The organism is Maridesulfovibrio zosterae DSM 11974, from assembly GCF_000425265.1.
GTDB lineage: Bacteria > Desulfobacterota > Desulfovibrionia > Desulfovibrionales > Desulfovibrionaceae > Maridesulfovibrio > Maridesulfovibrio zosterae.
Window position 1 is genome coordinate 262328 of record NZ_AUDC01000011.1, and the last position, 26966, is coordinate 289293.

General features: G+C 42.2%; 21 protein-coding genes and 8 tRNA genes. 17 read left to right on the forward strand and 12 right to left on the reverse strand.

Translation table 11 applies throughout. The annotated features are described in order from the left end of the window. Positions 1–58: 58 nt before the first annotated feature. Positions 59–1285, forward strand: coding sequence for an amino acid permease (locus tag H589_RS0105380; RefSeq protein WP_027721094.1), 1227 nt, complete (start codon positions 59–61; stop codon positions 1283–1285). A gap of 146 nt (positions 1286–1431) precedes the next feature. On the opposite strand, the gene H589_RS0105385 is transcribed toward H589_RS0105380, so the two are convergent. The 5 genes from H589_RS0105385 to H589_RS0105405 form a co-directional block, all read right to left on the reverse strand. After that, positions 1432–2346, reverse strand: coding sequence for a discoidin domain-containing protein (locus H589_RS0105385; RefSeq protein ID WP_027721095.1), 915 nt, complete (start codon positions 2344–2346; stop codon positions 1432–1434). Positions 2347–2538: 192 nt separating this feature from the next. Further along, positions 2539–2802, reverse strand: a complete 264-nt coding sequence (locus H589_RS0105390) for an RNA recognition motif domain-containing protein (protein ID WP_027721096.1) — start codon at positions 2800–2802, stop codon at positions 2539–2541. A 259-nt stretch (positions 2803–3061) separates the two neighbouring features. Beyond that, entirely contained in the window at positions 3062–4360 is a 1299-nt protein-coding gene (locus H589_RS0105395; RefSeq protein ID WP_027721097.1) for a DEAD/DEAH box helicase, read from the reverse strand. A 411-nt stretch (positions 4361–4771) separates the two neighbouring features. Next, positions 4772–6190 (reverse strand): adenosylhomocysteinase, encoded by a 1419-nt coding sequence (gene ahcY / locus H589_RS0105400; RefSeq protein ID WP_027721098.1) that lies wholly within the window; start codon positions 6188–6190, stop codon positions 4772–4774. Between the two features lie 30 nt (positions 6191–6220). After that, a complete protein-coding gene (locus H589_RS0105405; protein WP_027721099.1) occupies positions 6221–7132 on the reverse strand; it encodes an ArsR/SmtB family transcription factor in 912 nt (303 codons plus the stop codon). Positions 7133–7353: 221 nt separating this feature from the next. Here H589_RS0105405 and H589_RS0105410 point away from each other — a divergent pair, with 221 nt between their 5' ends. The 5 genes from H589_RS0105410 (at position 7354) to H589_RS0105430 (ending at position 8672) form a co-directional block, all read left to right on the forward strand. Next, the gene (locus H589_RS0105410) at positions 7354–7857 is read left to right on the forward strand and encodes a DciA family protein (protein WP_027721100.1); all 504 of its coding nucleotides are present in this window, start codon (positions 7354–7356) and stop codon (positions 7855–7857) included. A 33-nt stretch (positions 7858–7890) separates the two neighbouring features. Then, a complete protein-coding gene (locus H589_RS0105415) occupies positions 7891–8238 on the forward strand; it encodes a hypothetical protein (protein WP_027721101.1) in 348 nt (115 codons plus the stop codon). 75 nt (positions 8239–8313) lie between these two features. After that, positions 8314–8388, forward strand: a tRNA-Gln gene (locus H589_RS0105420). A 19-nt stretch (positions 8389–8407) separates the two neighbouring features. Then, positions 8408–8485, forward strand: a tRNA-Glu gene (locus H589_RS0105425). 109 nt (positions 8486–8594) lie between these two features. Further along, positions 8595–8672, forward strand: a tRNA-Glu gene (locus H589_RS0105430). A gap of 103 nt (positions 8673–8775) precedes the next feature. Here H589_RS0105430 and asnB read toward each other — a convergent pair. Both asnB and H589_RS0105440 read right to left on the reverse strand, forming a co-directional pair. Beyond that, a complete protein-coding gene (asnB, locus tag H589_RS0105435; RefSeq protein WP_027721102.1) occupies positions 8776–10617 on the reverse strand; it encodes an asparagine synthase (glutamine-hydrolyzing) in 1842 nt (613 codons plus the stop codon). Between the two features lie 4 nt (positions 10618–10621). After that, on the reverse strand, positions 10622–11761 hold the full coding sequence (locus H589_RS0105440; RefSeq protein ID WP_027721103.1) for a hypothetical protein: 1140 nt from the start codon (positions 11759–11761) through the stop codon (positions 10622–10624). Between the two features lie 719 nt (positions 11762–12480). On the opposite strand from H589_RS0105440, the gene H589_RS0105445 reads away from it, so the two are divergent. After that, the gene (locus H589_RS0105445) at positions 12481–14052 is read left to right on the forward strand and encodes a DEAD/DEAH box helicase (RefSeq protein WP_027721104.1); all 1572 of its coding nucleotides are present in this window, start codon (positions 12481–12483) and stop codon (positions 14050–14052) included. A gap of 192 nt (positions 14053–14244) precedes the next feature. On the opposite strand, the gene H589_RS0105455 is transcribed toward H589_RS0105445, so the two are convergent. Then, a complete protein-coding gene (locus H589_RS0105455; RefSeq protein WP_027721105.1) occupies positions 14245–16710 on the reverse strand; it encodes a multiheme c-type cytochrome in 2466 nt (821 codons plus the stop codon). 2 nt (positions 16711–16712) lie between these two features. Beyond that, positions 16713–17753: a hypothetical protein gene (locus H589_RS0105460; RefSeq protein ID WP_027721106.1), complete on the reverse strand. Its 1041-nt coding sequence runs from the start codon at positions 17751–17753 to the stop codon at positions 16713–16715. Positions 17754–17979: 226 nt separating this feature from the next. On the opposite strand from H589_RS0105460, the gene H589_RS0105465 reads away from it, so the two are divergent. The 3 genes from H589_RS0105465 (at position 17980) to H589_RS0105475 (ending at position 19604) form a co-directional block, all read left to right on the forward strand. Continuing rightward, a tRNA-Leu gene (locus H589_RS0105465) sits at positions 17980–18066 on the forward strand. Between the two features lie 229 nt (positions 18067–18295). Then, positions 18296–18372: transfer RNA gene (locus H589_RS0105470), tRNA-Asp, on the forward strand. 341 nt (positions 18373–18713) lie between these two features. Continuing rightward, entirely contained in the window at positions 18714–19604 is an 891-nt protein-coding gene (locus H589_RS0105475; RefSeq protein WP_027721107.1) for a M23 family metallopeptidase, read from the forward strand. A 274-nt stretch (positions 19605–19878) separates the two neighbouring features. Here H589_RS0105475 and H589_RS0105480 read toward each other — a convergent pair whose 3' ends face one another. Next, positions 19879–21081, reverse strand: coding sequence for a multidrug effflux MFS transporter (locus tag H589_RS0105480; protein ID WP_027721108.1), 1203 nt, complete (start codon positions 21079–21081; stop codon positions 19879–19881). A gap of 140 nt (positions 21082–21221) precedes the next feature. After that, positions 21222–21998: an AraC family transcriptional regulator gene (locus H589_RS0105485; protein WP_027721109.1), complete on the reverse strand. Its 777-nt coding sequence runs from the start codon at positions 21996–21998 to the stop codon at positions 21222–21224. A gap of 394 nt (positions 21999–22392) precedes the next feature. Between H589_RS0105485 and H589_RS0105490 the strand changes: the two genes are divergently transcribed. From H589_RS0105490 to H589_RS0105500, 3 genes are all read left to right on the forward strand, one after another. Beyond that, positions 22393–22698: a hypothetical protein gene (locus H589_RS0105490; protein ID WP_027721110.1), complete on the forward strand. Its 306-nt coding sequence runs from the start codon at positions 22393–22395 to the stop codon at positions 22696–22698. A 170-nt stretch (positions 22699–22868) separates the two neighbouring features. Next, positions 22869–23585: a glycosyltransferase gene (locus H589_RS0105495; RefSeq protein ID WP_027721111.1), complete on the forward strand. Its 717-nt coding sequence runs from the start codon at positions 22869–22871 to the stop codon at positions 23583–23585. A gap of 231 nt (positions 23586–23816) precedes the next feature. After that, on the forward strand, positions 23817–24353 hold the full coding sequence (locus tag H589_RS0105500; RefSeq protein WP_027721112.1) for a DUF2087 domain-containing protein: 537 nt from the start codon (positions 23817–23819) through the stop codon (positions 24351–24353). A gap of 97 nt (positions 24354–24450) precedes the next feature. Here the strand turns inward: H589_RS0105500 and H589_RS0105505 are convergent, their stop codons facing one another. Then, positions 24451–25296 (reverse strand): aldo/keto reductase, encoded by an 846-nt coding sequence (locus H589_RS0105505; RefSeq protein ID WP_027721113.1) that lies wholly within the window; start codon positions 25294–25296, stop codon positions 24451–24453. A gap of 276 nt (positions 25297–25572) precedes the next feature. Here H589_RS0105505 and H589_RS0105510 point away from each other — a divergent pair. From H589_RS0105510 to H589_RS19185, 4 genes are all read left to right on the forward strand, one after another. Continuing rightward, positions 25573–25647 (forward strand) — tRNA-Gln (locus tag H589_RS0105510). A gap of 63 nt (positions 25648–25710) precedes the next feature. Next, positions 25711–25788: transfer RNA gene (locus H589_RS0105515), tRNA-Glu, on the forward strand. 109 nt (positions 25789–25897) lie between these two features. After that, positions 25898–25975: transfer RNA gene (locus H589_RS0105520), tRNA-Glu, on the forward strand. A 225-nt stretch (positions 25976–26200) separates the two neighbouring features. Then, complete coding sequence (locus tag H589_RS19185; RefSeq protein ID WP_027721114.1) at positions 26201–26731, forward strand: HD domain-containing protein; 531 nt, start codon at positions 26201–26203, stop codon at positions 26729–26731. Positions 26732–26966 lie beyond the last annotated feature (235 nt).

Genomic DNA, 26966 nt, shown 5'->3' on the forward strand with positions numbered 1-26966 from the left:
CTGAATAGAACTTTCATTCTCAAAAAGACCTTCCGTGTTATTTTAACAGGAGACGCTTATGACTCAGGAAAAATCAGCTTCTGCCATGTCTATGATGTTTGTAGTGGTTGGAAATATGCTTGGTGCAGGAATTCTTGCCTTGCCTGTTAATCTGTGTGCAGCAGGATTTTACCCATCTGTTGCTGCCACACTGCTCATGTGGGTACTTATGACTTACACTGCACTTATTTATTCAGAGCAGAAGAGTCTAACCACGAATGAACATGCCGACCTTCCAACCTTTTTCCAACAGGAACTGGGCGATGCATGGAAATGGGTAACCATCATCGCAAACATGATCATCCTTTATGGAGTTCTTGTCGCTTACCTGTGCGGTATCTCAACGATTATCATGAGCCTGCAGTCGGCTGTATCAAAACCGATAGTTACAATTATCTATTTTGCCATTGTGACTGGTATAACCGCATTCGGCATGAAGATGATGAATAAGTGTACTCCATACATGGTAACCATAATGTGGATTACTTTTGGAGCACTGGTCTTCATGGTTGTACCGGATGTCTCTGCAACAAATATTGATAATTTTGACTGGGCATATATCCCTTCTGGATTACCTGTTCTTCTTATGGCCTTTCATTTTCACAACATAATTCCCAGCATATGCCGTACACTCAACCATGATCGAAAAAAAATTCGTACTGCGATCATCGGTGGAACAACCATTGGTATGGTAATGAATATTGCATGGCTGCTGGTTGTCCTGGGAGCTCTTCCATTATCAGCTCCGGACACACATATAGATCTGATTACAGCTTTCGGAAGAAATGATCCGGCAACCATCCCTCTTGGAAAACTGCTCCAAACACCGGTATTCACGTATATTGCGTTAATTTTCGCATTAGTCGCTATGTCTACAGCTTTTATGGCTAACGGAACTGCACTTATGAGCTTTATACGCGACCTGACAGCAACGTATCTTGGAACCAAAAATAAACAACTGGTATGGTTATTCTCTTTCATTCCACCACTTTTGGTTGGGCTGATCTATCCAGATATATTCCTTGTTGCAATCAATCTAGTCGGTGGTGTCGGAGAGTGCATTATATTCGGTATTCTTCCCGGATTTATTGTCTGGAAATACTCTCCCAAAGGGTCTTTTCGACAGATGACAGGTATGATCCTCATTGTCTGCTTTGCATCTGTGCTGTTCATCGAGATGGGGCAGGAACTAGGACTACTGCACATCAGCCCAGATGTAGAATACTGGACTCACTATACTAAATAATTAGTTTTAATCTTCCCGCAGAAACAAAACCAATCAACTGCAAATAAAAATGGCGTCTACTTCGATCTTATAGATCAAAGCAGACGCCATCATTTTAATTTATATACACCGATAAATTAGTCATAGACTGTATAATGACAGACGTATTAATACTCAAGTTTGTTATTAACCTTCCACTCTCCGTATTCTTTTTTAAGATGAAAAAGTGCATTCTCGTGAACGTTAGTGGTACGCATATCATAAATGACTGTGTAATCCCCTTTCACCCAGAGTTCTACATCTGTAGGGGTTAATGTTCTAATACTGTAGCGAAGGCCTGCAGTAGAGACTACCGCATCATGATACTTCTGAAGCACCCCGCGAGTTTCCAGCAATGACCTGAAACTTTCAAACATAGCACTTTCACGCAAAAAATGTTCTGGAACAAACATCCGAGGATACTCTTCATTGATAGTAACAAAATTTCTATAAAATTTATCAAAGAAAACTTTTAACTCATTCAGAACAGCTTTCTTATGTTCAAGTTTGCTCATTTTTTCACTGAGAAACTTCTTTTCCTCAGCACTGAGCTTGCGTGGTATGTGATACTCAATCGATATGTCAGAAATCCCGACATTACGGGCAGTTCCATCAGAATAGACAGACCGAACAGATAAATTAATGCTGGTTGTTGGATATTCTTTTATCCGCAAGCCTTGTTTTTTTTCAATATCCTGAAGCTTAAATCCCTGCTGCTGCCCCCCAGAATATGAAATAGCAATATCTTTAGCACGATTATTAATCTTGAAATCTTTTCCGGTACCAATTCCATTTCTAATAACTAAAGAATCAATAATTACTTTTGCAGGAAAAGAAAATTTAATCCACTCGCCACGCCCGCCGTGATCACCATGATCAATCCATCCGGTAGTGTAATTACCGTCAGTCAACACACTTGAATTAAATGTTGCTGAGTTTGTCTGTGTTTGAAATGATGAAGTGCTAACATGAATAGTTTGAGCAAATGCTACTGCAGGAACAATCAAAAAAATAAAAATGATGAATATAAATTTTCTAAACATACTTTCTCCGACATACCTTTTTAATATAACCCTGTTTTAATCACGTAAGGACATAAACGGCAAGTGACGTTATCGTGCTGGAGAAACCTAAAAAAAGAATGCCCGCTTCCTTTATAGGAAACGGGCAAAAATGCAATAAAGACAGTCAGTCTTTTTACCAAGTCCTGTATAAGGACCTAATAGGTTAACTGACTACCAGCGGGGACGCGGAGCGCGGGGCTTCGCTTCGTTAACCTTAAGGTTACGACCGCCGAAATCTTTACCGTCCAGATTGTCGATAGCATCCATTGCGCCATTGTCTTCCATTTCAACAAAACCGAATCCGCGAGGACGACCGGTTTCTCTATCTTCGATGAGTTTAACAGAAATAACTTCACCGTAGGCTTCAAAAGCAGCGCGTACGTCTTCTTCAGAAGCAGACCAGGGCAGGTTACCGACATAGATGTTCTTGGACATTAAAATTCTCCTAATAATGTAATCTTCAGGCCGTTCATAATGAGTAAGACCCGATAAGGCTTTGGCACACATGCGCCAGGTATAAAAAAAAGGAGCAGTGTACAAGATGCACACAAAGCTCCTTGATAAACCTAATCTTAACCCAGCTCCTTCCCAGAGGCCGCTGGCGTAATGAAAGATACATTCCATCATTACGGGATTATTGTCAATAGAAATATTATAAAAATAAAAATATTTCTTTGAATCTCTACTCTATTGGTTAAGCGGACTTTACGACACTCCGTCTTCTGGATGAAGGCTTGCTTGATCTGCTTTTCTTATTATCAGAGCCACGACCTTTCGGGCCGCCAAAAGAACGTCTCTGCCCACTGCGGGGAGTAGACGGCTTACGCGCCGGTATTCCTTTTTTGGGAGCAGGAGTTCTATTAGGCTGATTGTAATTAAAGTCATCAAGTTCACGGTGCTCAACAACACTGCCAACTATTTTTTCAATTTCGCGCATAAGACGAATATCATCGCGGGTGACAAAACTGAAAGCACTTCCACTACGCCCAGCACGACCAGTACGGCCTATACGATGGGTATAAGTTTCAGCGGTATCAGGAACATCAAAATTAATGACATGAGTAATTCGATCACAGTCAATGCCTCTAGCAGCTATATCAGTTGCAACCATTACTTTAAAAGATCCGTCACGAAAGCCGTCCAGAGCTCTCTGACGCTGATTCTGACTCATATTACCCTGTAAGAAAGTTGCTTTATGACCGCGAAAATCCAGCTTGCGGGCAAGATTTTTAGCTTTATGCTTAGTACGGGTAAAAATAAGCACACTGTCATAATCAGTCTTATCCAGAACCTTTTCCAGCAAATCATTTTTCAGATGCTGTGCAACCGGATAAAAAACATGCTCAACACTTTTAGCAGGAGCAGTATTTGCAACTTGCACGGTGGTCGGATTGGATAAAATATTGTCTGCAAGTCTACGGATATCATCAGGCATAGTAGCAGAAAAAAGCAGATTCTGACGTCTTTTAGGCAAGCGAGACATAATTTTCCGGATATCAGGCAAAAAGCCCATATCCAACATACGGTCAGCTTCATCAAGAACCAGTGTATCAAGCTTATCAAACTTGATAACTCCTTGATTAAGCAAGTCAAGCAATCTGCCAGGGCAGGCAACAACTACAGATGAATGCTTTACAGCCCTGATCTGCGGAGTAGCACCTACGCCGCCAAAAACGGCAGCACAGCGAATCCCTGCTTCAACACCGAGAGACATAAAATTATCATGGATCTGTATAGCAAGTTCACGAGTTGGAGCAAGGACCAGAGTACGTACGGGACCCTGCCCTGAATATTTGCGCTCGAGCATACGCTGCATGATTGGTAGAGCAAATGCAGCAGTCTTGCCAGTTCCTGTCTGTGCAAGGCCCATTACATCATGGCCTTTCAATACTTCCGGGATGGCCTGAACTTGAATTGGAGTGGGCGTAGTATAGCCGCACGATTTGATTCCGGCCATTATGCGCCGATCAAAAGAAAATGTGTTAAAACTCACAAGATTTCCTATAGTATAAAGGGACAATATCTGACGGATGCGCGTGACGGCTACCGTGCTTCTCCGAACAGGATTCGGTACTTAAATAAATCTCTGGAACGAAATGATATGTCCAATCAACTAAAATAGGATTCTCGTGCGTCCAGTCACGCTGAGGTGGGGGTTAATTACTCATTAAATAATAAAAGTAAAGCAATAAATACAAAAAAAGGTCTATTTTGCTTTAACAAAATAGACCTTTTTTAACACTTCATAATCAAATCAGGCAGCCATATACACTAAAACATCATATTTCTAGATAGCTTAAGATCTATGACAAAGAAGAAGTTTAAATCAAAATGTATTTATCATACTTACCAATTCAAACTTGCATCACATACTTGATGTATATGCGTCATACGTCCAGCAAGACTAATAGCGATAGTGATTAGCTTTGTAGGGACCGTCAACATCAACACTGATATAATCAGCCTGTTCCTTAGAAAGAACATCAAGTTCAACGCCGAGACGCTCAAGGTGGAGTCTTGCAACTTCTTCATCAAGCTTCTTGGAAAGAATCATGACCTTAGGCTCGTAATCGTTTAAAGCAAGGTCGATCTGAGCAAGAGCCTGGTTAGTAAAACTGTTACTCATAACAAAACTTGGATGCCCGGTTGCGCAACCAAGGTTAACCAGACGACCTTCAGCAAGAACGATAACGGACTTGCCTGATTCCAGAACCCATTTATCAACCTGAGGTTTGATTTCGATTTTCTGAGCTTTAGGATTATCTTCAAGGTATCCCATTTCAATTTCATTATCAAAATGGCCAATGTTGCAGATAATTGCTTCATTTTTCATTCTTGAAATGTGCTGTCCTGCAATAACATGATAGTTACCGGTGCAGGTAACAAAAACATCACCACGTTCTACGGCGTTATCCATTGTGGTCACTTCAAAACCTTCCATCGCAGCCTGAAGAGCGCAGATAGGGTCAATTTCAGTAACGATAACACGAGCACCAAAACCACGCATGGACTGAGCACAACCTTTACCCACATCACCGTAACCGATAACTACAACAACTTTACCGGCGATCATTACGTCAGTTGCACGCTTGATACCGTCAGCAAGTGACTCACGGCAGCCGTAAAGGTTGTCAAACTTGGATTTGGTAACAGAGTCGTTAACGTTGATGGCGGGAAAGAGAAGCTCTCCGGCATCCTGCATCTGGTATAAACGATGTACACCGGTTGTTGTTTCTTCGGAAACACCACGTACTTTCTTGGCTATTTCAGTCCATTTATTAGGAGCTTCAGCAACAGAAAGTTTCAAACGATCAAGAACGCACTGAAATTCTTTGTTGTCAGTTTTTTCATCAAGAATGGAAGCATCAGCTTCGGCTTTTACACCATGATGAATAAGCAATGTAGCATCTCCACCATCATCAACAATAAGATCTGGGCCGGAACCGTCAGGCCATGTCAGAGCCTGCTCGGTGCACCACCAGTATTCCTCAAGAGACTCACCCTTCCATGCAAAAACCTTGGCAGATCCATTTTCAGCAATTGCTGCGGCGGCATGATCCTGAGTAGAAAAAATGTTACATGAAGCCCAGCGGATATCTGCACCCAGAGCGGACAGTGTTTCGATAAGCATTGCAGTCTGAATAGTCATGTGCAAAGAGCCCATAACTTTAAGACCCTTCAGGGGTTTTTCTTTACCGTATTTTTCACGGATAGCCATAAGACCTGGCATTTCACGCTCGGAAAGCTGCATTTCTTTATTACCCCAATCGGCAAGAGAAATATCAGCAACTTTGTAATCGAGTTTAGGATCTACTTTAAGCATTTAATCCTCCATTTTATGGACATCTGCCCACTATTTTTTTTCTGATATACATACAAGGACAGTCAGTCCTTCATTAACAGGAAAACTACGTATTTCGACGGCGCCGAGTCCGGCATCATCAATCCACCCGCGAAGCTCTTCTTCGGTAAAGCCAAGACGGCGGTCACCGTATTCAGTACGCATTTTTTCATTTGAATGCATGAGAAAGTCGGCAATAACGAGCTTCCCACCACTAGAAAGAGTCCTTGCAGCTTCTGCCACGGCCTTTTCAGGGCTTGGCAGATGATGCAGAACCATTGAAATTACAGCAAAGTCTGCTTCCCAATCCCGCAAAGGCAAATGAGTAAGCTCACCTATACGCAAGCTCACATCAGGATTACTACCGATGCGGCTTCCGGCAAGCTCCAGCATTTTGGGGGAACTGTCCACGCCGATCACGGATTTACATTTGCCAAGCATTTCGCCGATCAGAGAACCATTTCCACACCCTAGGTCAACACCGATACTGCACTTACCCACCGGATCGAGAAGAACTTCATTAAGATTAAAATTACCGAAAACATCACTTTGCAAACGTTCCCAGTCTTCAGCAATTTCATCAAAAAACTTACGAGTCTCAATATTTCGTTCGGCCAGTACTTCGGCGACTCTGCGCTTATCAGCATTAATCTCAGGTTCACTTTCTATGAGCCAGCTTATTGCTTCTGCAAAACGATTTCCGCTGCCAGAAACGGCTAAACGGTAAAAGTTCCAAAGTCCTTCACGACGAGATTCAAGCAATCCGCTTTCATGCAAAATTTTTAAATGTCGGGAAACTCGCGGCTGGGACATCCCCAAAACCTGCACAACTTCGCCAACATTAAGTTCGTTGTCACGGAGCATGGCAAGCAGCCTGATCCGAATCTCATCTGACAACGCCTTACTGAACTTTAAAATTTCCATCTAAAACCTCACCGACAAAACATAACGACATCTTTATATAACAATAAAAAAGACCTACCCACCATCCGTAAAACCGTCAAGCACTAACTATATTTTTGCTTACACATAGAAGTGAGATATAATACACAAGAATAGAAAAATTGATGTCGAAAAACTTTGCCAACCTGAAATTTAATGTATAGATTGTTTCGATCAAGATTGCGACAACTACATAATATTATATGGCAAGAAAACAAAAATATAATGGCCCTAAAAAAAGGGTCTTCCATCCCAGACAGAGAAAAGTACGCTCACTGAACGAAGCAATGGGCCAGTTTGTATCGGTTATGGATGGAGAGTATAAACTAATGATTCCAAGACTTTGGAAAGCATGGCCAGACCTTATGGGAGAACTTGCAGAGTTTGCAAAACCCCTTGGTCACCGTAAGACTACTCTCATTCTTGCTGCCGAAGATTCAGTGGCTGCTCAGGAGCTTTCATACTTTGCTCCAGAGATACTTGAAAGAATAAATTCCTTTTTTGGTAAAGAAGTCTTTGACAAGGTGCTATTTGAGCTGTTAAACGGCAGGGTTCCTTTGGACGGGTACGAATTAAACCGTACTGAGTTCAAAAGAGCCAAGATCAAAAAGCCCGGAAAACTGGGCGGGTTGAAAGACAAATTTGATCCAGAATCGGCGGTCGGCAGATGTTATCTGAAGTACGTCCGTCTGTTTGAAAAATCATAAAATTTCAAGGCCAAACGGCCCCAGGAGGATAACATGAGCGAAGAAAAAATTACACTTGAAGGTCTGCAACTGAAGAAGCCTCTCGACAAACTGACTGTCAAAGAGCTCCGCGATCTGTGCATCAACAAAATGCCCCTGATTTCAGGTGTATCCGGCATGGATAAAGAGACAATCATCTCCAACATCAAGGAATTCCTTGGAATTGAAGAAGAAGAAGGTGCAGTATCTCCTTACAAAGATCAGATTCTGACCATCAAAAAAAGCATCAAAGACATGCGTGTTGAAAAAGCAGCAATCGAGTCCCGCAAGGATCGCTCCATCATGCGCCGTAAAATCAACAAGCTGAAAAAACGCTCTCGTGCAATGGCAAAAGCTCTGTAATAACTTTATTTTTAAAATACTTAAAAATAGTTGTTGACAGAATGAGTCATTCCAAATAAACACTCTCTTCGTTGCTGGGACATCGTTCAATTGGCAGGACGACGGGTTCTGGTTCCGTTAATCAAGGTTCGAGTCCTTGTGTCCCAGCCAACAACAATATTTGAGAAGTGTCCCCATCGTCTAGCCTGGCCTAGGACACCTGCCTTTCACGCAGGCGACAGGGGTTCAAATCCCCTTGGGGACGCCACCAGCAAAATTAAGATTTAAAGTAACCAGCTTAAATCTTCTAATAACCGGCTTAGCCAACAGTGATTCAGGCCACTGAAGCAGGTTTCATATTAAAGATATTTTGATGCGTCCCCATCGTCTAGCCTGGCCCAGGACACCTGCCTTTCACGCAGGCGACAGGGGTTCAAATCCCCTTGGGGACGCCACGAAATTTCAAAGCCCGATTCGTAAGAATCGGGCTTTTTCGTTTTAGATGTAGCAATATAAATTTTAATATAGCAAAAAGACTGCAACTGCTTAACAATAGCTCTACCCCATCCCTTCAAAACAAAATCCCAGCATAGTAAGTGCAAATAACTGACGTGAACAATCTCTGTTTCCGCTTTGGTGCAGCTGCCATATCTGCTCTACCCCTTGACGGTTGAGAACTGACAGATACTTTGCATTTCGATCCAGCAATACAGAATGCAAATAATCCTTCCAATCAGTTCTTGCCAACGAACCGAATGGAATCTGAAATCCTTTTTTCGGCCTGTTCACTATAGATGAAGGTAAATACCGCAGGGCCATTTCCTTATGCACAATTTTTCGATGCCCAAGCTTTACACGATAATGCAGCGGCAGAGAATTAACAAACTTCATAAGCTGTAAATCCAACATAGGCACCCTTGCTTCAAGACTGACGGCCATGGTTATTTTATCTCCGTAAAGAAGCAGGTCGTCAGGAAGATTCATACGTGTATCAACCCGCATCATTCTTTCGGCTGAACTGATATTAAGTCCCTTCATAAAATCAAGCCAATATTGTATCCCTGACACAGCCAATCCCGAATCACTTTTCCCGACCAAGTTCATCCTTTCACTGGCAGTGAATAATGCTCTGGCCTCGCAAAAACGCCCGGCTTCATCAGCTATGCCCAGCATATTAGCACCACGATAAATAGAATCAGATAGCTTAGGAATATAATGTGCCAGCTTTGCTAACTTTCCGAGTTGGCCGGCAAATGGGATCTTATTACGCAGCAGCTCCGACTGATACAATAAATAGCCACCCCAAGGTTCATCGCTTCCCTGTCCGGTTAGAACAACGGTCACATCACGCCTTGCAAGTGCCGATAAATGCCACATTGCAAGCATAGATGTAGTGCCTAAAGGTTCTTCAACGCTACGAGCCACGGACTTCATGCAGTTCATAAGATTATTAGCACCCACACGAATATATTTATGATCAAGTCCTAACACTCTGGCAGTTTCAGCGGCATCATCTATCTCACACTCGGATACATTATTTTCAAAACCGACAGTAAACCCCTTAATACCGGGTTTATGCTGTACCGCCATTGCAGCAACCAGTGCAGAATCGATACCTCCAGATAATAATACACCTACCGGAACATCAGACAAAAGCTGACTTTTAACTGATCTTTCAAGGGTTTCTCTATATGCATCACAAGCATCACTCAGTGTTCCTTGAAAAAGTTCCTGCTGCTGCCGCAGATAACAGGAAATATCAGTTTTACAACTGCTGACATCATGAATCAGCACATGTCCGGGCTGCAATCTCATGATATTTTTATAAATAGTATTGGGCGACGGAACAAAACGCAGGGTCAAAAATGTTTGCAGTCCCTGCATATCAGGTTCAATTTTAAGTCCTGAAACGGCTGCCAGAGCTTTGATCTCTGAAGAAAAAGCTAAACCACCCTGCTCATGATAATAAACGGGTTTAACGCCATAAGGATCACGTACCAGATAGAGCTTACCTTCAACTTTATCTAATGCGGCAAAGGCAAACATGCCATCCAGTTGATCAAGAGTCTTCTGAACGCCAAAGCAGGCCAGACTTTCCACCAATGTTTCAGTATCAGAAGAACCTCTAAAATCGCCAGATAACTTTTTACGGAGGTCAAGATGATTGTATATTTCGCCGTTAAAGGTAAGCAACCAGCGACCATCACGACTGTACATGGGCTGAGCTCCGGCTGGAGATAAATCAAGAATTGAAAGACGGGTATGCCCGAGTTCAATAACTTTACCGTCAACCGAAACCGTTTCCAGTCCGTGCCCGTCCGGTCCTCGATGAGAAAGCAGATCTAAAGCAGAAGTTTCACGTACTGAACTTTTGCCAATTAAACCGATAATTCCGCACATGTTCTTACCTTACGTCCTTGCATAAATTATCAAGCCGTTTGCTCTGATACTGAAAAGGCATAATTCCCCAGCGTAGAAAATTCTTCCCCCAGCGGCGTCCCAGCGGATCAATACGACACCACCAGTTTTTCCCATCTGAAAATTTACAGCTGACGCTTTCTCTAAAAAGAACCGCCTCTTTTACACGCCCTTGATCAACCAGAATTCCTAAATACTCAGCCTGATCATAAATATCCCAGCGATAAAGGTCACGACGGACCTTATTCACAAAACGGCGACAAAGAAGTTTATCTTTATCTAGAAAATAATCATCAAGAAAATTAATTGCCCTCTCCAGACTGTCACCCAAAACAGTTTTCATTGAAGGGACAAGTTCAGCTGCCTTGGAAAGATTTTTGATAATAAAACAGGAATGAAAACAATCTAAAAAATTACCGGATTTGCTGTCGGCATAATAAAGCCAGCTTCCATCATCACGTTGCTGAGAAAGTACCCACGCTGCGAGCTGCCGGCAACGGTCTTCAGCTCGTGAAGCATGATCAGGATCGCCATAAGCATAGTGCATGGCATAGGCATACGCAGCATAAGTCTGAGCATTATTCACGATCCGTACTTCTTCTTCTGACGAATATGACAAAGCAAGCCGCTGGCCATCTGAAAACATTACCCTCAGAGACTCCATAAAAGACCAAGTCTTCAAGAACATACCCTCAGCCTTTTCCGACACAGTATCATCACAGGTAAGCTGTAGCAAAGCTTCCATTACATAAGGGGTATGAGTGATATACGGAATTTTATCACTGTACACAGCATGCTTGGAATACCAGCGAAACGGCAATCCCCATGCGCAGCCTCTCTCAAGAACATTCATCTGCTCAAACAGATGCAAGACATCTTCACATTCATTGCTTGTGAACTGTCCATTCTTAGATAAACAATGCAGCGCAAGAACATGTGGCGAAATAGTTCTGGGACAACCGAGCGCTTTGCGAGTCAACACTGGAAACAAAAAATCAGCAAGATAGCACATCACCAGCAAAGGTCGGCTGGTTAGTTTTCCATTATTATAGTCCATTTTGAGCTTACCAAAAAGCGGCATGGCCCATACATCATAAGGATCATAGGTGGTCAAATTTTCAAACATGAAAATCCCGGTTAGCAAAAAATTATTATAAGCATTAAACTGATTATTCACTTTACTTTGTAATGGCTTAGAATGCCAGAACCTTAAGCAGCATATAGCAGAAACTGGAAAACCAGCATGAATCAAAAGAAAGGCCTTGACCCAATCATATTTCGATGCTTAAGAGTCGTGTCGTCCGTCCATATCCGGTTGTTTTGAGCCCAAAGTGGTTCAAGTTTTTATTACAAGGGCAGTGTACTTGCTTCGTACTCCGTCCTTATGTGACGATTCTCTGAAACCTAATTATTAGATTGGGACCAGTTATGCAGGCAGTTCGCCTTGCTGTTTCAGAGAAAGTACGATCTGCCCTTGATGAGTTTTACCCCTCCTTAAGTAGATCGAGATAACCGGACGGTCCCTCCAAAATACCGGACATTTATTACGGTACGAAAAGTCCTCCCTTTTTTTCATGGGGTGGTCTTTTACTTTGTTATCACCCCTAGTTCCGCCGAACCGGAGACGATCATATTTTAGATGATCGGTGCTTTGCTATTGCTGTTTTTTAAGCAGCAATTGCGGATATACGGCCTATAAAAATTAATAAATCCGGATTAGCTGAAACGGGACTTAAACACGTGACCCCTGATGAGTACAGGTGTCCGGTGTATTGTTTTTTGCCCTTTCATATAAAACTTTTTTTTAAACACCTCTTATAAACAAATATAGAGAATAGAGATATCATGGAAAAATTTAGAAATTTAGGTCTTTCAGATGTAGTTATTGATGCACTTGCTAAAAAAGGCTTCACCGCTCCTACCCCTATTCAGGAACAGACAATTCCCCTGCTTCTTTCCGGTGAAAAAGACATTGTCGGTCAGGCTCAGACCGGTACTGGTAAAACAGCTGCATTCGGCCTTCCTATTATTGAAAATGTTCGTGAAGGAGCTGGTCACGTTCAGGCTATTATTTTAACACCTACCCGTGAACTTGCTATGCAGGTTGCTGACGAAATCACTTCTTTTCGCGGCAAACGCCGTATCTCAATCACCTGTGTATATGGTGGACAGGCAATGCTTCCTCAGCTCAAAGCGCTCAAACGCGGTGCTGATATCGTAGTTGGAACTCCTGGTCGTGTGCTGGACCATATTCGCAGAAGAACTCTTAATCTGTCCAAAATCAGCCACTTCGTTCTCGATGAAGCAGACGAAATGTGCAACATGGGCTTCCTTGATGATGTTTCCGATATCATGGAAAACGCTGGCGAAGAACATCGCACATTGCTTTTCTCCGCGACCATGCCTCCTGAAGTTATGCGTATTGCCCGCAAATTCATGGGCGACTATGACGTTATTTCTGTTAAACGTGAAAAGGATGAAACTCCTCTTACTGAACAGATTTTCCACGAAGTAAATGAACGTGACCGTTTTGAAGCGCTCTGCCGCGTTGTTGATGCACAGGAAGAATTTTACGGCCTTGTTTTCTGCCGTACCCGTGCAGATGCTGACCGTGTGGCTGGAGCTCTTGGCGAACGTGGATATCCTGCTGAACCTATTCACGGTGATCTTTCTCAGTCACGCCGTGAAGATATTCTCATGCGCTTTCGCAAGCGTAAATGCAAAATTCTGGTTGCTACCGATGTTGCTGCCCGTGGTATCGACGTTCCAGACCTCAGCCACGTTGTTAACTTTGCACTTCCACAGGATCCGCAGAGTTACGTACACCGCATAGGTCGTACCGGACGTGCAGGTAAAAGCGGTATAGCCGTTACTCTGATCACTCCGCGTGAATTCGGTAAACTGCGTTTTATATCTAAAGTTACCAAGGTTGTAGTTAACAAAAAACCTCTGCCTACCATCGATGAAGTTATTGAAGTCAAAAAATCACGCATGGGTGCAGAGCTCAGCGAGATAGTAGATAACGGCAAACATCTTTCCTACCTTGACCTTGCTAATGAACTTCTTGAAGGAACAGATCCTGTTGAAGTCGTCGCCGCACTGCTTAAGCAGTCTCAGGGTGGAGTACTCGACAAACGCAGCTACCGCAAAATCGAAGAATGCGGCGGTCCCGGAGGAAGCTCAAACCGTACCCGCGTTCGCTTCACAGCGTATGTCGGTCGTTCACACGGCATGACTCCACGTAAGCTTGTTGATATGATCTGCCGCCGTTCAAGCATCAACCCTGTACGCATCCAGCACGTTAAGATTCAGGGTCGCCAGTCCACTTTCACAGTTCCTGCAGGTGATTCCGACAACGTAATGCGCTCAGTAAACAGAGCATCCAAAAGCGAAAGACCACTTCTTAAACGTGGCTAAAACTTGCTGATTTTAAAAAGATAGATATGTTATCACTATTTGATAACATATAGATTCATCACAAAAATTAAAAAGGTTGATCCTGATATATCAGGATCAACCTTTTTTTCATATCTATTCTTATACTTAGCTTGAATGTAACAGAGCATTGACAGCTCAATAAGAAGCCAGCCCAAAACTCAGGAAGAGCTGTTAATCTTCCAGCCCCATACCGGGATGATGTGCTGGATAGCCCATATCTTCTTCATGACAAACAGTGCAGGTTCCGCCTGACCCTATAGGCTTTGCTTCTCCCATGTATTGCATAGCCCGCAGATTATCACGCTCATCGGATGCAGGAAAGACTGCGTGAGGAGAGCTGTGACATGCTGCGCACATAACAGCGTCCATTTCATCTTTACGATTGCGGAACAAACCGGAGCGGTCTTTAGTCCACTTGTTAAAAGCAGAATCTGATTCCGGATCTGCAAATTCAACATGGCAGGTCAGACAATCCGGTTGCTGTGACCATGGCACACGAGCATTGATTTCACTTAATTCATATTCAGAAGGTATTATGAGAGCCATCAATTGCTTTGCAGCAGGCTTATCTTTTTCAGACTTCAGCAGTGCCAAAGCATGATTCTCCATCACGCCATGGCAATTACTACACTCCATTCCGACATCCAGATGCACACCACGCAGGCTCTCCTTAGGGTGGCACATCATACAGGCATCATTTCCGCGTCCTGACAGATATACAGCATGAAAACCATGTAATGCAGTAGAAAGATCAAGCTGGATATCACCATCATGACAAGCCATACAATCAATAGCTTCGCCCTCTTTAATACGTTTGCTAAAATCAGTATTGTTATCCCGATCATGTATAGAAATTATATCTGCTGCAGTTTTTGCAGCAAGACCGCCCTGCTGCGGAACATCCCAATTGCCACCATGGCAATTGTTACATCCGGGACGGGTGGATACAGGAATGACAATTGTTGTCGCAGCAATCACATTGCCGGATGCATCAAGAGCTTTAACTTCTACCGGCGGCAGTGGCTGGTAGGCTTCTTTTGTATACGGGTCTATCTCCAGCGCAGGAGACTGAAAAAATCCATCCTCAGCTTTAAATTCAAAAGTTTTATCCAGTCCTTTTGGGCTGCAGACAATTTTGACGTCATCAGTAACTACCTCTGGCGGATCGCCACGCAGTAGAAGCTGCGCTCTTATTATACTGCCCTTTTCAGAAATAATCATAGTGCGATCTTTTTCTGCAATAAGATGCAATCCCTCCAGAGACCATGCCATAAGGACATATTCCTGACCGGAATCAAAAGGAGCAGGAGTAATTTCAGATTCAGCCACATCAGGCAGTTCAGGATTTTTTTCCGGACTGAGTCCATCGATATATTCAGCCAAAACCATACGTTCAGTATAAGTCCCGATAAACTGGGGCATATATTTATTAATCTTACCCATACCGGATATAAAAGCATCAAGTCCGGCTGCTGTATACTTCGCAGTGCGAGGCACAATATCATTCATAGGTCCATCAATAGCGTGGCAAGGCGCACACTGCATCTGATAAAGCCATTCACCTGCTAACGCTCTATTATCCGCTGTAATTTCACGCAGATTATCAGGAATCCATTTTGAATTCTCAAGAATAGATTTCCCGACAAGTTCTTTTGCCCGCTCCGCTGTGATATTTGTGGAATAGACTTCCCCCCAGACCACATACGGTTTTCTGCCGGCTTCACGCATAAACTCAAACGATCCGTAAAAAATAAGCGAAACCATCAATAAAATCAGTGCTGAAGCAAAGTTTACTTTGCGTGGAGCACAGATTGCCATAAATAGTCCACCCAAAAGCACTATGGGTGCGCTGTACTGGAATATCTTCATGAAATGGGCAACACGGTGAGACTTATACATTACCAGCATAGCCTGCTCAGGTGGCAGGGCCACCAGATACCAGTATCCTAGCGGCAGTACCAGCAACAGACCGACTAAAGTCCATAAACCGCAGAAACGGACCATGAGACAGCGTATTTCTTCACCTTTCAAAAATGATGCTGTTACAAAGCCGAACAACCCCGCCAGCATTCCGCAAAGTGCAGTCCTGAAAAACAGTGAGGGCCAGAAAGTCGGATTAAAAATGCCATCCCAGAAACTTCTTGTTTCAACCCAATCTCCGGGAGTGAGCATGAAAGAAATAACGCCATTGATGGTGAAAAGTGAAAGCCACGCAAATAGAAAATAAAACCAACCGATCTTAAGGTGATCCTCCCGTTTCATCTTGTCCCAATAATAGTAATAGATGAGCAGGGCCACAATTTCGCCGACAAACCAAACCCACTCTGTTGCCCAGGCAAAAAGGAATTCTCGCACCAGAACAAGTGCTCCCTCTGGACTCAAAAGAGCCATGGTAAACCAGAGAGCGACTCCTGTTACGCCTCCGAAAACCATAGTCAGAAGCATAAAAAATCTGGAATGTTTTTTTACATAATCAAGAAGCTCATTTGAACCGGTCCGATAAGCCATTTTTTCAGCAACAACTAGAAACAGCCCTCCTCCCACAGCAAACTGAGCCACAAAAACATGAATTGTTGCAACAAGCGCAATCCAGAAACCACCGCCAAAGGTTGTCAGGTGCCAGATTGGATATTCCATCATTAACTCCTTTCAGCCTTAAGCATGAGTTTTAACATATAAGCAATGCCCAATCCGCCGAGAATAATAGACACTATAAACAAAACCAGTGGCTGCAACTGCTCTGAAACAGGAGCAGTATTCAATGTAAAGTATGGGGCAAGGTATTCCTGGCGTACAAGATGCCGCATGGTTGCCATGACAGGAACAATTAAAACTGTTGCAGCGGTCGCGAGAACAACATTTTTAGTAAATCCGGCATGAAGCATTCCAAATGTTAAGACAAATCCTGCGACGAGCAATATCGTCGCAAGCATATTTTGACCCATAAAAATAAGCATTACATCACGGGGAAGTGCCATGAAAAACCAGATACCCATTAGAATATTCACCAGCGTTGAGCGGGAAAACCATTTCATTCCACTATCAATAAAATCCTGATCTCCTCTGCTTCTACCGATCAGAGCCACAAAAAGTCCCCCCACAGCAAGTGCAGAAACTACAAAATGAAAAAATCGAGGGATGAGGACAGGGTCCCCCAAGTTAAGTATAAAACCGGCCTGATCTGAAAAATATTCAGGCCAGACATCAGGGCGCAACATAAGAGTCATTTTATTGGAAAGCATAAAACCGATATATGAGATCATACATAGTACAGCCAGCATCAAAAATTTACGTGCAGAGCTACTTAGTTTATTATAACGGTAGTTGTGGAAGTATAACCCGTAATATCCTGTAATTAAAACGCCTATCACAGCCAGCCAGAAAACAGCCATAAGAATTGAAGAAACATAGCTGAACTGACCATAGACTGCCTGTAGAAAAAGAAGCGGCGGAACTCCGGCATTAATTGCCAGAGCCAGCACAGTAGGAAGTTTTTTTGAGACACTGCGCGATATTTCAGTCCCACCCGATATAGAATGAAAAAACACAATTGCTGTCCCGCCAAAGACTGCATTCATGAGCAGCAGATGTACGGAAAAGGTGATAATTGAAAGCACAATCAGCCAGATAGGCTGCACTGAAATACCGATAGCTTCCGGTATCAAAGATGACGGGTCCATATATTTCCCCCTGAATTTACGCCGTTTTATTTTATATAACAGGAGAATATCCTATTCACAATTAGAAACAAATTATCCACACATCGACACTTTTTTTTCATAAATTACAAGCTTCAGCCAACTATTTTCTCACCCTTGAGTTACAAAAGAGTTAATTTATATACAATTTAATTAAAAAAGTTCTTGCCAAACATTCATGAAACACATAAACACCTCTCTACCGAGTGCCGAAGTGGTGGAATTGGTAGACACGCTAGGTTCAGGGTCTAGTGGGGGTTCCCCCGTGGAAGTTCGAGTCTTCTCTTCGGCACCACTCGATAATAAGAAAGCCGCAACAATTGTTGCGGCTTTTTTGTTTTTTATAACAAATTGAATTTTATATAAAAACAGCTTAGATGTAGAAGTTTCCAGCTTATTTAGAACACGACCACACGCTGTTATTAATATTTTTAAACATTATAATTGAAGAAAAATTTAAGAATACATAAAAGCTTCTTCACACAACGCATTTATGCGTCACTTAACACGCTTAAATATATTGCGGAGCCGTAGTTAAGTTGGTTATAACGCCGGCCTGTCACGCCGGAGGCCGAGGGTTCGAGTCCCTTCGGCTCCGCCACTTTTCAGATAAGGATATCAATCTATTAGATTGGTATCCTTTTCTTTTGGGAGATTGAACTCAAAAACAAATTCCCTCATAACTTGCTGATCCCATTGCGCCCTTAATAATTCTCAGCAATGAGAGCTGTCTCCTCTTTTCTCCCACAAATTTAATTCCCTCACAGCTTCTCAAACCGATAGAAATGAAATAGCTATAAATTGACATCTACTAACTCATTATTTATACCTCCCCAAAAGATATTATTAATAATATCAGATAAAAACCAAAATACTAATTTTAAATTATAGTGAAATAAAAGAATTGGTAACTTGCTGCTTCTTTTCCACTTAGGTAACACTATGCATACATTTACAATCTCGCGACGCTATACTCTAATCTTATTGCTCATACTCATTTTCCCAGTCCTTAGTCATGCAAATACTGAAGACGTAATCTCGATAAAAGCTCCAAAATCTGTAGGGGTAGGACAACCTTTTTTGATCAAAATATCTTCACCGGAAAAATTGAATAATTTAAAAATATTCTGGAATAACAAAACAATCACTCCTTCTATTTCCACAAAAAAGGCCATGTCCTGTGCCCTTGTCATACTAGGAACGAACTTGCGAACCACCCCAGCGGGCCTCCCTCTTGTGGTTCAAGCAGATAGTCATGGCAAAATACATCGTTTACACAAAACAATTCAGGTTGTTCACCACGAATACCAGCAGGAATCTCTGACTGTTGCACCAAAAATGATTACCCCTCCCCCAAATATTCTGAAACGCACTAAAGCCGAGCGTGAATTAGCACTCAAAAAAATCAGAACATTTTCTCCTAACCGTTTATGGCAATTACCTTTCTCCTTACCAGTAAAAGGTAAAATGCTTAGCCGGTTTGGATTGCACAGAATATTTAACGGTAAATCAAAAAGACGCCACAAAGGCTTGGATTTTAGGGCATATCTCGGAACACCTATCAAATCCATAGCCGCAGGTAAGGTCTCTTTGGTCGGGAACTTCTATTATGCGGGGAATTGTGTGCATATTGATCACGGAAACGGTGTTACTTCAGCTTATGTGCACATGTCTAAGGTCTTCGTCAAAGAGGGTGATACGGTAAGAAAAGGAGATAAAATTGGACTTTCCGGTGCTACAGGCAGAGCTACCGGAGCACATCTGCATTTAAGTGTTTTCGTGCAAGGAATTTCTGTAGACCCTGAACCGCTCTTCAAAATGAGCGAGCCATAATCAAATCACAGGGTGATGTTCCATCACAAATGATTTCTTTAGCTGCGTCTATAGTGAATATTCAAGAAATTATAACCAATGTAACATTTATTCACTTTCTCAAACGCATACACTCTCCTTAACATCAAGCCAAGTTAGATTCGTAACCAATTAAAAAAGCCAGCCTCAAACGAGACTGGCTACAAACATGACAGAGCTAAAAGCCCATGCGAGAGGAAGATGACCTCTAACTATCTTGCATTTATGCAAAAAGAAGCCAAAACCAATTCTCCCACTAGCAATCTATAGAATATTTAGCACAATACTCCCTACTAAAAACGATATGGCAAGCAAACATTAAAAATCCAAGCACTGAGACAGCACACGCAAGGGAGGTGCTGTTTGATTCAAGAAAAGCTGCATAGCCATAGCTTATCAACGAACCGGAACAAAAAAGAAGAAATCCGTACATGGAACTCGCTATACCTGCGAGATCAGGAAAAGGCCCCAGGCTTGCTGAAAGCGCATTCGCAAAGACTAGGCCTAGCGAAAGATAAATACTGAACAGTACGCAGATAAGAGTATATGCCGACCCAAACCCGAAAAACTCAATAACCAAATCAATCAAGCAAGTTACAAAAATAATTATGGTACCAACCCCAATAATATGTACAGAACGTAAATAGATTAACAACCTGGTATTAAGAAAAGAACCTACAAGATACCCAAACGCAACTATAAGCATTGTAAAGCCGTATGCGACTGTTGAAAAATGATACTGATGCTGAAAAACTATAGGGCCAGCAACATTTACAATGCTGAAAATGCCAAAAAGAAATGACAACAACACCATATTATTTCTGAATTCAGCCTTTGTGAACAAGCTGGCATAACTTTGCATAATTTCGTTGACTGACAGCGTTGAAGTTTTATGCATATTTGTTTCCCCTATCCCCATAATCAACCAACAGGTAAGGCCAATTCCAAGTACACCAAGCAGCAAAAAGGAATAGGACCAACCAAAATGTATCTGAATTGTCCCCCCAAGCGTTGGAGCCAAAATGGGAACAAGGGCCCACCCCATCGACATGTAAGAAGATGCAACAGGCAATTCGTCTGCTTCAAATACATCTCGCAGAATAGCTCTGGCACAAACACTTGCAGCACCAACCGAGATTCCCTGTACAAACCGCAAGAAAAGAACCCAGTATATGGACGGTGCCCACATCATAGCCACACTTGCCACAGAAAAGAATGGGAGCCCGACCAGTAAAACAGGAAGCCTTCCGAAACGATCAGTAAAAGGACCATAAAAAATTTGTGAAGCTCCGAATCCCAATAAGTAGATTGACATGGTCATCTGCACTTGCTCAACAGGAGCCGCAAACAAACTGATCATTCGTGGAATTGACGGCAGATAGATATCTATAGACATTTGACAGATTGCGACAAGACATAGCAAAAATGCCAGTACACAACCTTTTTCTTTTTCCTTCATTTGATTCTCCTAGGCTAAAAACTAAGGCCCACCGAAGTCTTAGAACTCTTTCGGACCATGAGGAGAGCAAACTAGTGGAAAATCTTATGTCGTGTCGAACGGATAAAGGAAAAAGAATACGCCAAACCGGACAGGACTATTTAACTCTGCAAAAACTCGCGCGGAGCCTTGCCAATTAAACGGCGAAACATAGCGGAAAACGCACTTGGAGTTTCATATCCAACAGCCAAGGAAGCTTCAAGGACAGACATTCCGGAAAGCAACATCGGCAGTGCTGCCAGAATACGGGACTGCTGTCGCCATTCGCTAAATGATATGCCGGTTTCCAGTCGAAAAAGTCTTGAGAGAGTTCTATTTGAAACTCCAATTTCACTTCCCCATTCTTCAAGCGTACGGCAATCATCAGGATATGTTTTAAGATGCTGACACACATGAAGAAGCCGCTCATCCATAGGCCAGCTTAAGCTGAACAGATCAGGTTCAGACCAATCTATCTCTTCATTAATCAGATTCATTATGAGTCCGTCACGCCCTTCTTTATCATAATCTATGGCAATTAGAGCAGACCTGACCAGAAGCTCACGTAAAAGAGGAGAAATGCGGACAGCCTGTGGTGAATTTGGAGAATCATCTCGACATGCAGCTGGATCAATAAAAATTGTTCGCAACGCGACTCGTCCGTGAGTGCGCATGGAATGAGGTTCATAAGAAGGCAACCAAAGTGCACGTTGAGGAGGGATAAACCAGCATCTTTGCCGAGCATATGTTTCCATAATACCTTGCTCTGCAAAAAGAAGCTGCGCCCGATAATGGCTGTGTTCAGCGATTACATGTCCGCTTGGAAATTCATTCGCCATTGCCGAAAACGGGTTAGAAACATGCTGGTAGTCGTCGCGATTAACGCTTTTTTTAGGCAAAGAAGAATCTCCGAAAGATTAACTGAGAAAATTATTTAAGTTGATCTATGAAAGTTGCAGGTAATCTAAAAACCATACAACTTCAACGTCCTCAACAATTCTGACGTTCACCCAAGTCTGAAATTTTCCGACACCCCAAATACCCCCTGCCCAATAACCTCAGTTCTACAGGGTTGACGAATATTTAAATAGTCTTAATACTCACTCTAAAGACTAGATCAAAAAATGGGATTATTGGCGATCACGAGCCATACACATACAAAATATACAGAACCCATTACAATATTAAAAATTAAATTAATTACAAAAATATAATATATTCAGTCGATACAGACCGGATATAGTTATTACACATACACTATATTTTCATAAAAGTACGTTAAGAGGTGATCATATGCATAAACACATAGTTATTCTAGCAACACTTATATTTCTATCAGTACCGTCGGTTCAAGCTCAAGCCGGTGAAATAAAACTTGGAAAAAATTTGGCAATTGAACAGGATTCTGATTCAAAAAAATCTAGCCTTCAAAATGAGTTTGATATGCATGCAAAACCATATGATGACGTTAAGATATCAGATGGAGTCAGCGCAGGAATAATAACTGAACAAGAAGATTTTACAATGGAGAACAAGCAGAGAACTCCAGCCAGAGATAAAGGGCGTGAAGTAGGAGTTGGATTAAGCCTTAGTTTTTAATAATTCCTGCCTTATGGATTTTGAGCTTGTGCTTTAAGGTAAATCAATGTCCTGCCCCAACTTAATTAATCCATGGCCTGATAGCCGGACATACACAATGGGGAGACACTATTACAATATTATCGGGAATCGGTAGTATTTAAGTTCAAAGCATAGTTTTCGGGGGAACTATGAATTTCAAACACTATATTATCACCAGATTCAATGTGAATATCTGGCCAATGCCTTTCGAGAAGCGTTTAGAAGACACATGGCTCTCACAGAGATTCGACCTGTTCCAGAAATTCTGTTTTCCAACTCTACAAGCCCAGACAAATCAGGAATTCACATGGCTGGTTCTTTTTGATCGGAGGACTCCCCTTCCGTATCAAAGAATAATACAAGCATATTCTAAATATCCAAACTTTGTAGCCTTGCTTTGTGATGAATGGGATACGGTTATGCCTACAGCAAAGGCGTATATAAAAGAAAATTCTCCCGAAGCAGACTGGATTTTAACTACCCGACTGGACAATGACGATGCCCTTTCATGCAAATACGTAGACAGCCTGCACCGTTTAGTTGCAACCCTTACCACACAGCAATTCGGCCCAGACAAAACTCTCTATATTAATTTCACTAAGGGACTCCAATACTGTCAGGAAAAATTTTATGATTTCGCTGATGTGACCAACGCTTTTGTCAGCCTGATCGAGCCAAAAGATTTTTTGAAAACAGTTTTCTGGGTAGATCATCCTGCTATTTACAGTGTCTCTCCTGTACTTCAGGCACAAACTCCACCGCTATGGCTTCAAGTCATCCATGATATAAATGTATATAATTACATCAGAGGTGAAGAAGTAGATGCATCAGCTCTGCTAAGTAATTTTAAATGTGATTTTAATTAAAATAACTAATAAAATATGACTGTTATAACAACTAAAATTTGCGTTTGCATATTTAATATTTCTTAGCTAGGATTCTTTTCGGTCGGCAGTTCACCTAGGCGTCGTCGCCCTTAACGGGAGCTAAACCTGCCTTCTTTATATTCCACCCGTCACCTTGTTTACGTGCCGAGTCGGAAGTCGACGACCACCGGCAATCCTTTGTTATGGTAGGCACGATAGCGAGGATAACTTATGTCCAAATCATCCATTCCATTTTATACTGGCGATGTATCTTCACTGGCTCGCAATCTGCGTCAGCAACTAGATGGTATTGAAAAACTGCCCAGCCACCTTGAAATGCTGAACCTACTCGTCAAAGCGAGCGGATATCGCAATTTTCAACATTTTAAAGCGCAGCATACAGCTCTTAAAGAAATCAACACGCCAGCTACCCAACAAGCTGAGATCAACTATAAATTGATCAAACGCATTCTCCGTCTATTTGATGAAGAAGGATATTTAACTCACTGGCCTAAAAAATACAGTGAACGGGTTATTTGTCTATGGGTCATGTGGTCCAGAATAGCTGCTCAAAAAACTTATAATGAATGCGAAATAAGTGAACTTCTTGAACAGCAGCACCTCTTTGAAGATCATGCTTTGCTGCGTCGCCAGCTAGTTGACCACAACATGGTCACCAGAACTGCAGACGGGCGGCAATACCAGCGTATCGAAGTCCGTCCTCCGGCAGAAGCTCTTGAAATATTCAGACTTCTACGCACCCGCTGACAAGCATGAAGATTCTTTAAATGCTTTAGACTACAACTAATATCTGACATTAAAAAAGACCGGAGCAGCAGCTCCGGTCAATACCGACTATTTATCCCTAGTATTCCTCATAATAGGCAGGATTTTGATCCTTACGCCGTCCATCAGGCCGACCAAGAGCACTGATTGAGTCCATATCTTCTACTGAAAGCTCAAAATCAAAGATTGAAAGATTCTCGATTTGCCGCTCTGCCGAGGTTGATTTGGGAAGCGGAACAGCTCCCAGCTGCACATGCCAACGCAGAATAACCTGTGCAATAGTCTTACCATGCTTTTGAGCGGCCGACTTGATAGCAGGTTCATCAAAAATTTCATTAGCCCTACCGAGAGGACTCCACGACTGGGTTACAATGCCATACCTCTGATGCCACTCCCGCTGCTCCTGCTGAGGAAAATATGGATGCAGTTCAATTTGATTAAGCGAAGGGGATACACCTGTTTCATCAATTAATTTCTGCAAATGGACCGGTAAGAAATTACAAACCCCGATACTGCGAACTAAACCGCGTTTACGAGCCTCAATCAATGCCTGCCATGCTTCAACATAAAGATCCTGACTGGGATTAGGCCAGTGAATAAGATAGTGGTCGTAATAATCAAGCCCGGCCCGGTAAAGAGATTCTTCAATTGAATACAGCGCTTCATTGTAACTATGTCTTAGTCCGGGGATTTTGGATGTAATAAAAAGCTGTTCACGGGATACACCACATTGACGGACAGCTTCCCCCACAGCACCTTCATTTTCATACTTAAAAGCTGAATCAATCAATCTGTAACCAGACCGGATAGCACTGACTATGGAAGCGACACCAGCCACCCCATTAAGCTTGTACGTTCCAAACCCCAGAATAGGCAAAAGAGTCTGATCATTTAAAGTAATAGAGGGAACTGCTGTGCTTTGCATAATTTAAATACCTCGTTTTTTTGCCATCTACCACGCATAAAAGGCATACTAGATTATCTAGGACTCATGATGATAATATCTAAAAATAATAAACTCAATCAGATTAGAGGCCAAGCGGACATTTCTTAACTACAAGCTATCTAAGGCAAACAATATTTTAGCCTACTGAGTCTGGACTATCCACTGCTTTCAAAGACAATATTCACTAATTTATCAAAAAACTATTATTTGTTGTTGACAGCCACATCAAATACACATAAAAGGTTCTCTCGCTGCTGGGACATCGTTCAATTGGCAGGACGACGGGTTCTGGTTCCGTTAATCAAGGTTCGAGTCCTTGTGTCCCAGCCAGCAAAATTTCTACCCGCTTCCTTATGGTGGTTCAGGTCACCGAAACGGGTATTTTTATGATGCGTTCCCATCGTCTAGCCTGGCCTAGGACACCTGCCTTTCACGCAGGCGACAGGGGTTCAAATCCCCTTGGGAACGCCATCAGCAAAATTAAGATTTAAAGTAACCAGCTTAAATCTTCTAATAACCGGCTTAGCCAACAGTGATTCAGGCCACTGAAGCAGGTTTCATATTAAAGATATTTTGATGCGTCCCCATCGTCTAGCCTGGCCCAGGACACCTGCCTTTCACGCAGGCGACAGGGGTTCAAATCCCCTTGGGGACGCCACTTTTCATAAAAAAAGCGTTGAATCGAAAGATTCAACGCTTTTTTTATAATCGGTGTATAATACTTGAAGAAACCAGACATTCAAATAGTGCCGGTAGGTTCTCGTGATCAATGCACATTGTAAGTAGAGAATTATCTTCATTTTTATATCCAGAAATGTGGAAAAGAATTTATCCCTATTAATAATTATCACCCCCCAAGAATTCAAAGAGTTGCGATACGGCTATGAAAAAAGATATCCCCACCAAAGAACAATGCGAAGCCCTTCTGATATCACATAATGTGCAGGAAGAGATCATCATTCATTCTAAAATAGTCTGCGACGTGGCCAGAAGGATCGGAAGAGACCTTAAATGGTTACGTGATCGTGGTCCAAACATCGCACTGATCACAGCAGCAGCCATGCTCCATGACATTGCCAAAGGACAACCTGACCATGCTGCAGCCGGAGGTAAGCTTTTGCGTGAGCAGGGCTATAACTTAATTGCTGGGATAGTTGAATCTTATAATAATATTGAATTTTCAGGAAAGACACCTGTAACCGAAAAGGAAATCGTATTTATCGCCGACAAACTGGTAAAAGGAGACCAGATGGTTACTGTTGTATACATATACGATAACAAAATAAGGTCATGCACCGATAAACACCAAATAGCTGAATTGGAAAAATGTAAAGCAACAGCGCTACGCATCAAGACGTCAATTGAAAAAGAAACAGAAAAAAATCTTGAAGAACTAGCTATTGCAGAGAGTTAAACAAGTTTCTCCGTAAATTTAAATTTTAAGCCTGAAATGAATCTCATTTCAGGCTTTTTTATTTCAAAAAAAATAAAACAAGCACCTAGATATTTTTCAGCAACTTAACGATTCAATTCCAAGTATTTACTGGCCAAACCATATCTCTTAGAACTATCATTTTTATATTTTTAAAACTTCTTTACAATACATATTCATAGCGAAGTGAACTCTCAGCAGTTGCAAGATTGTAACA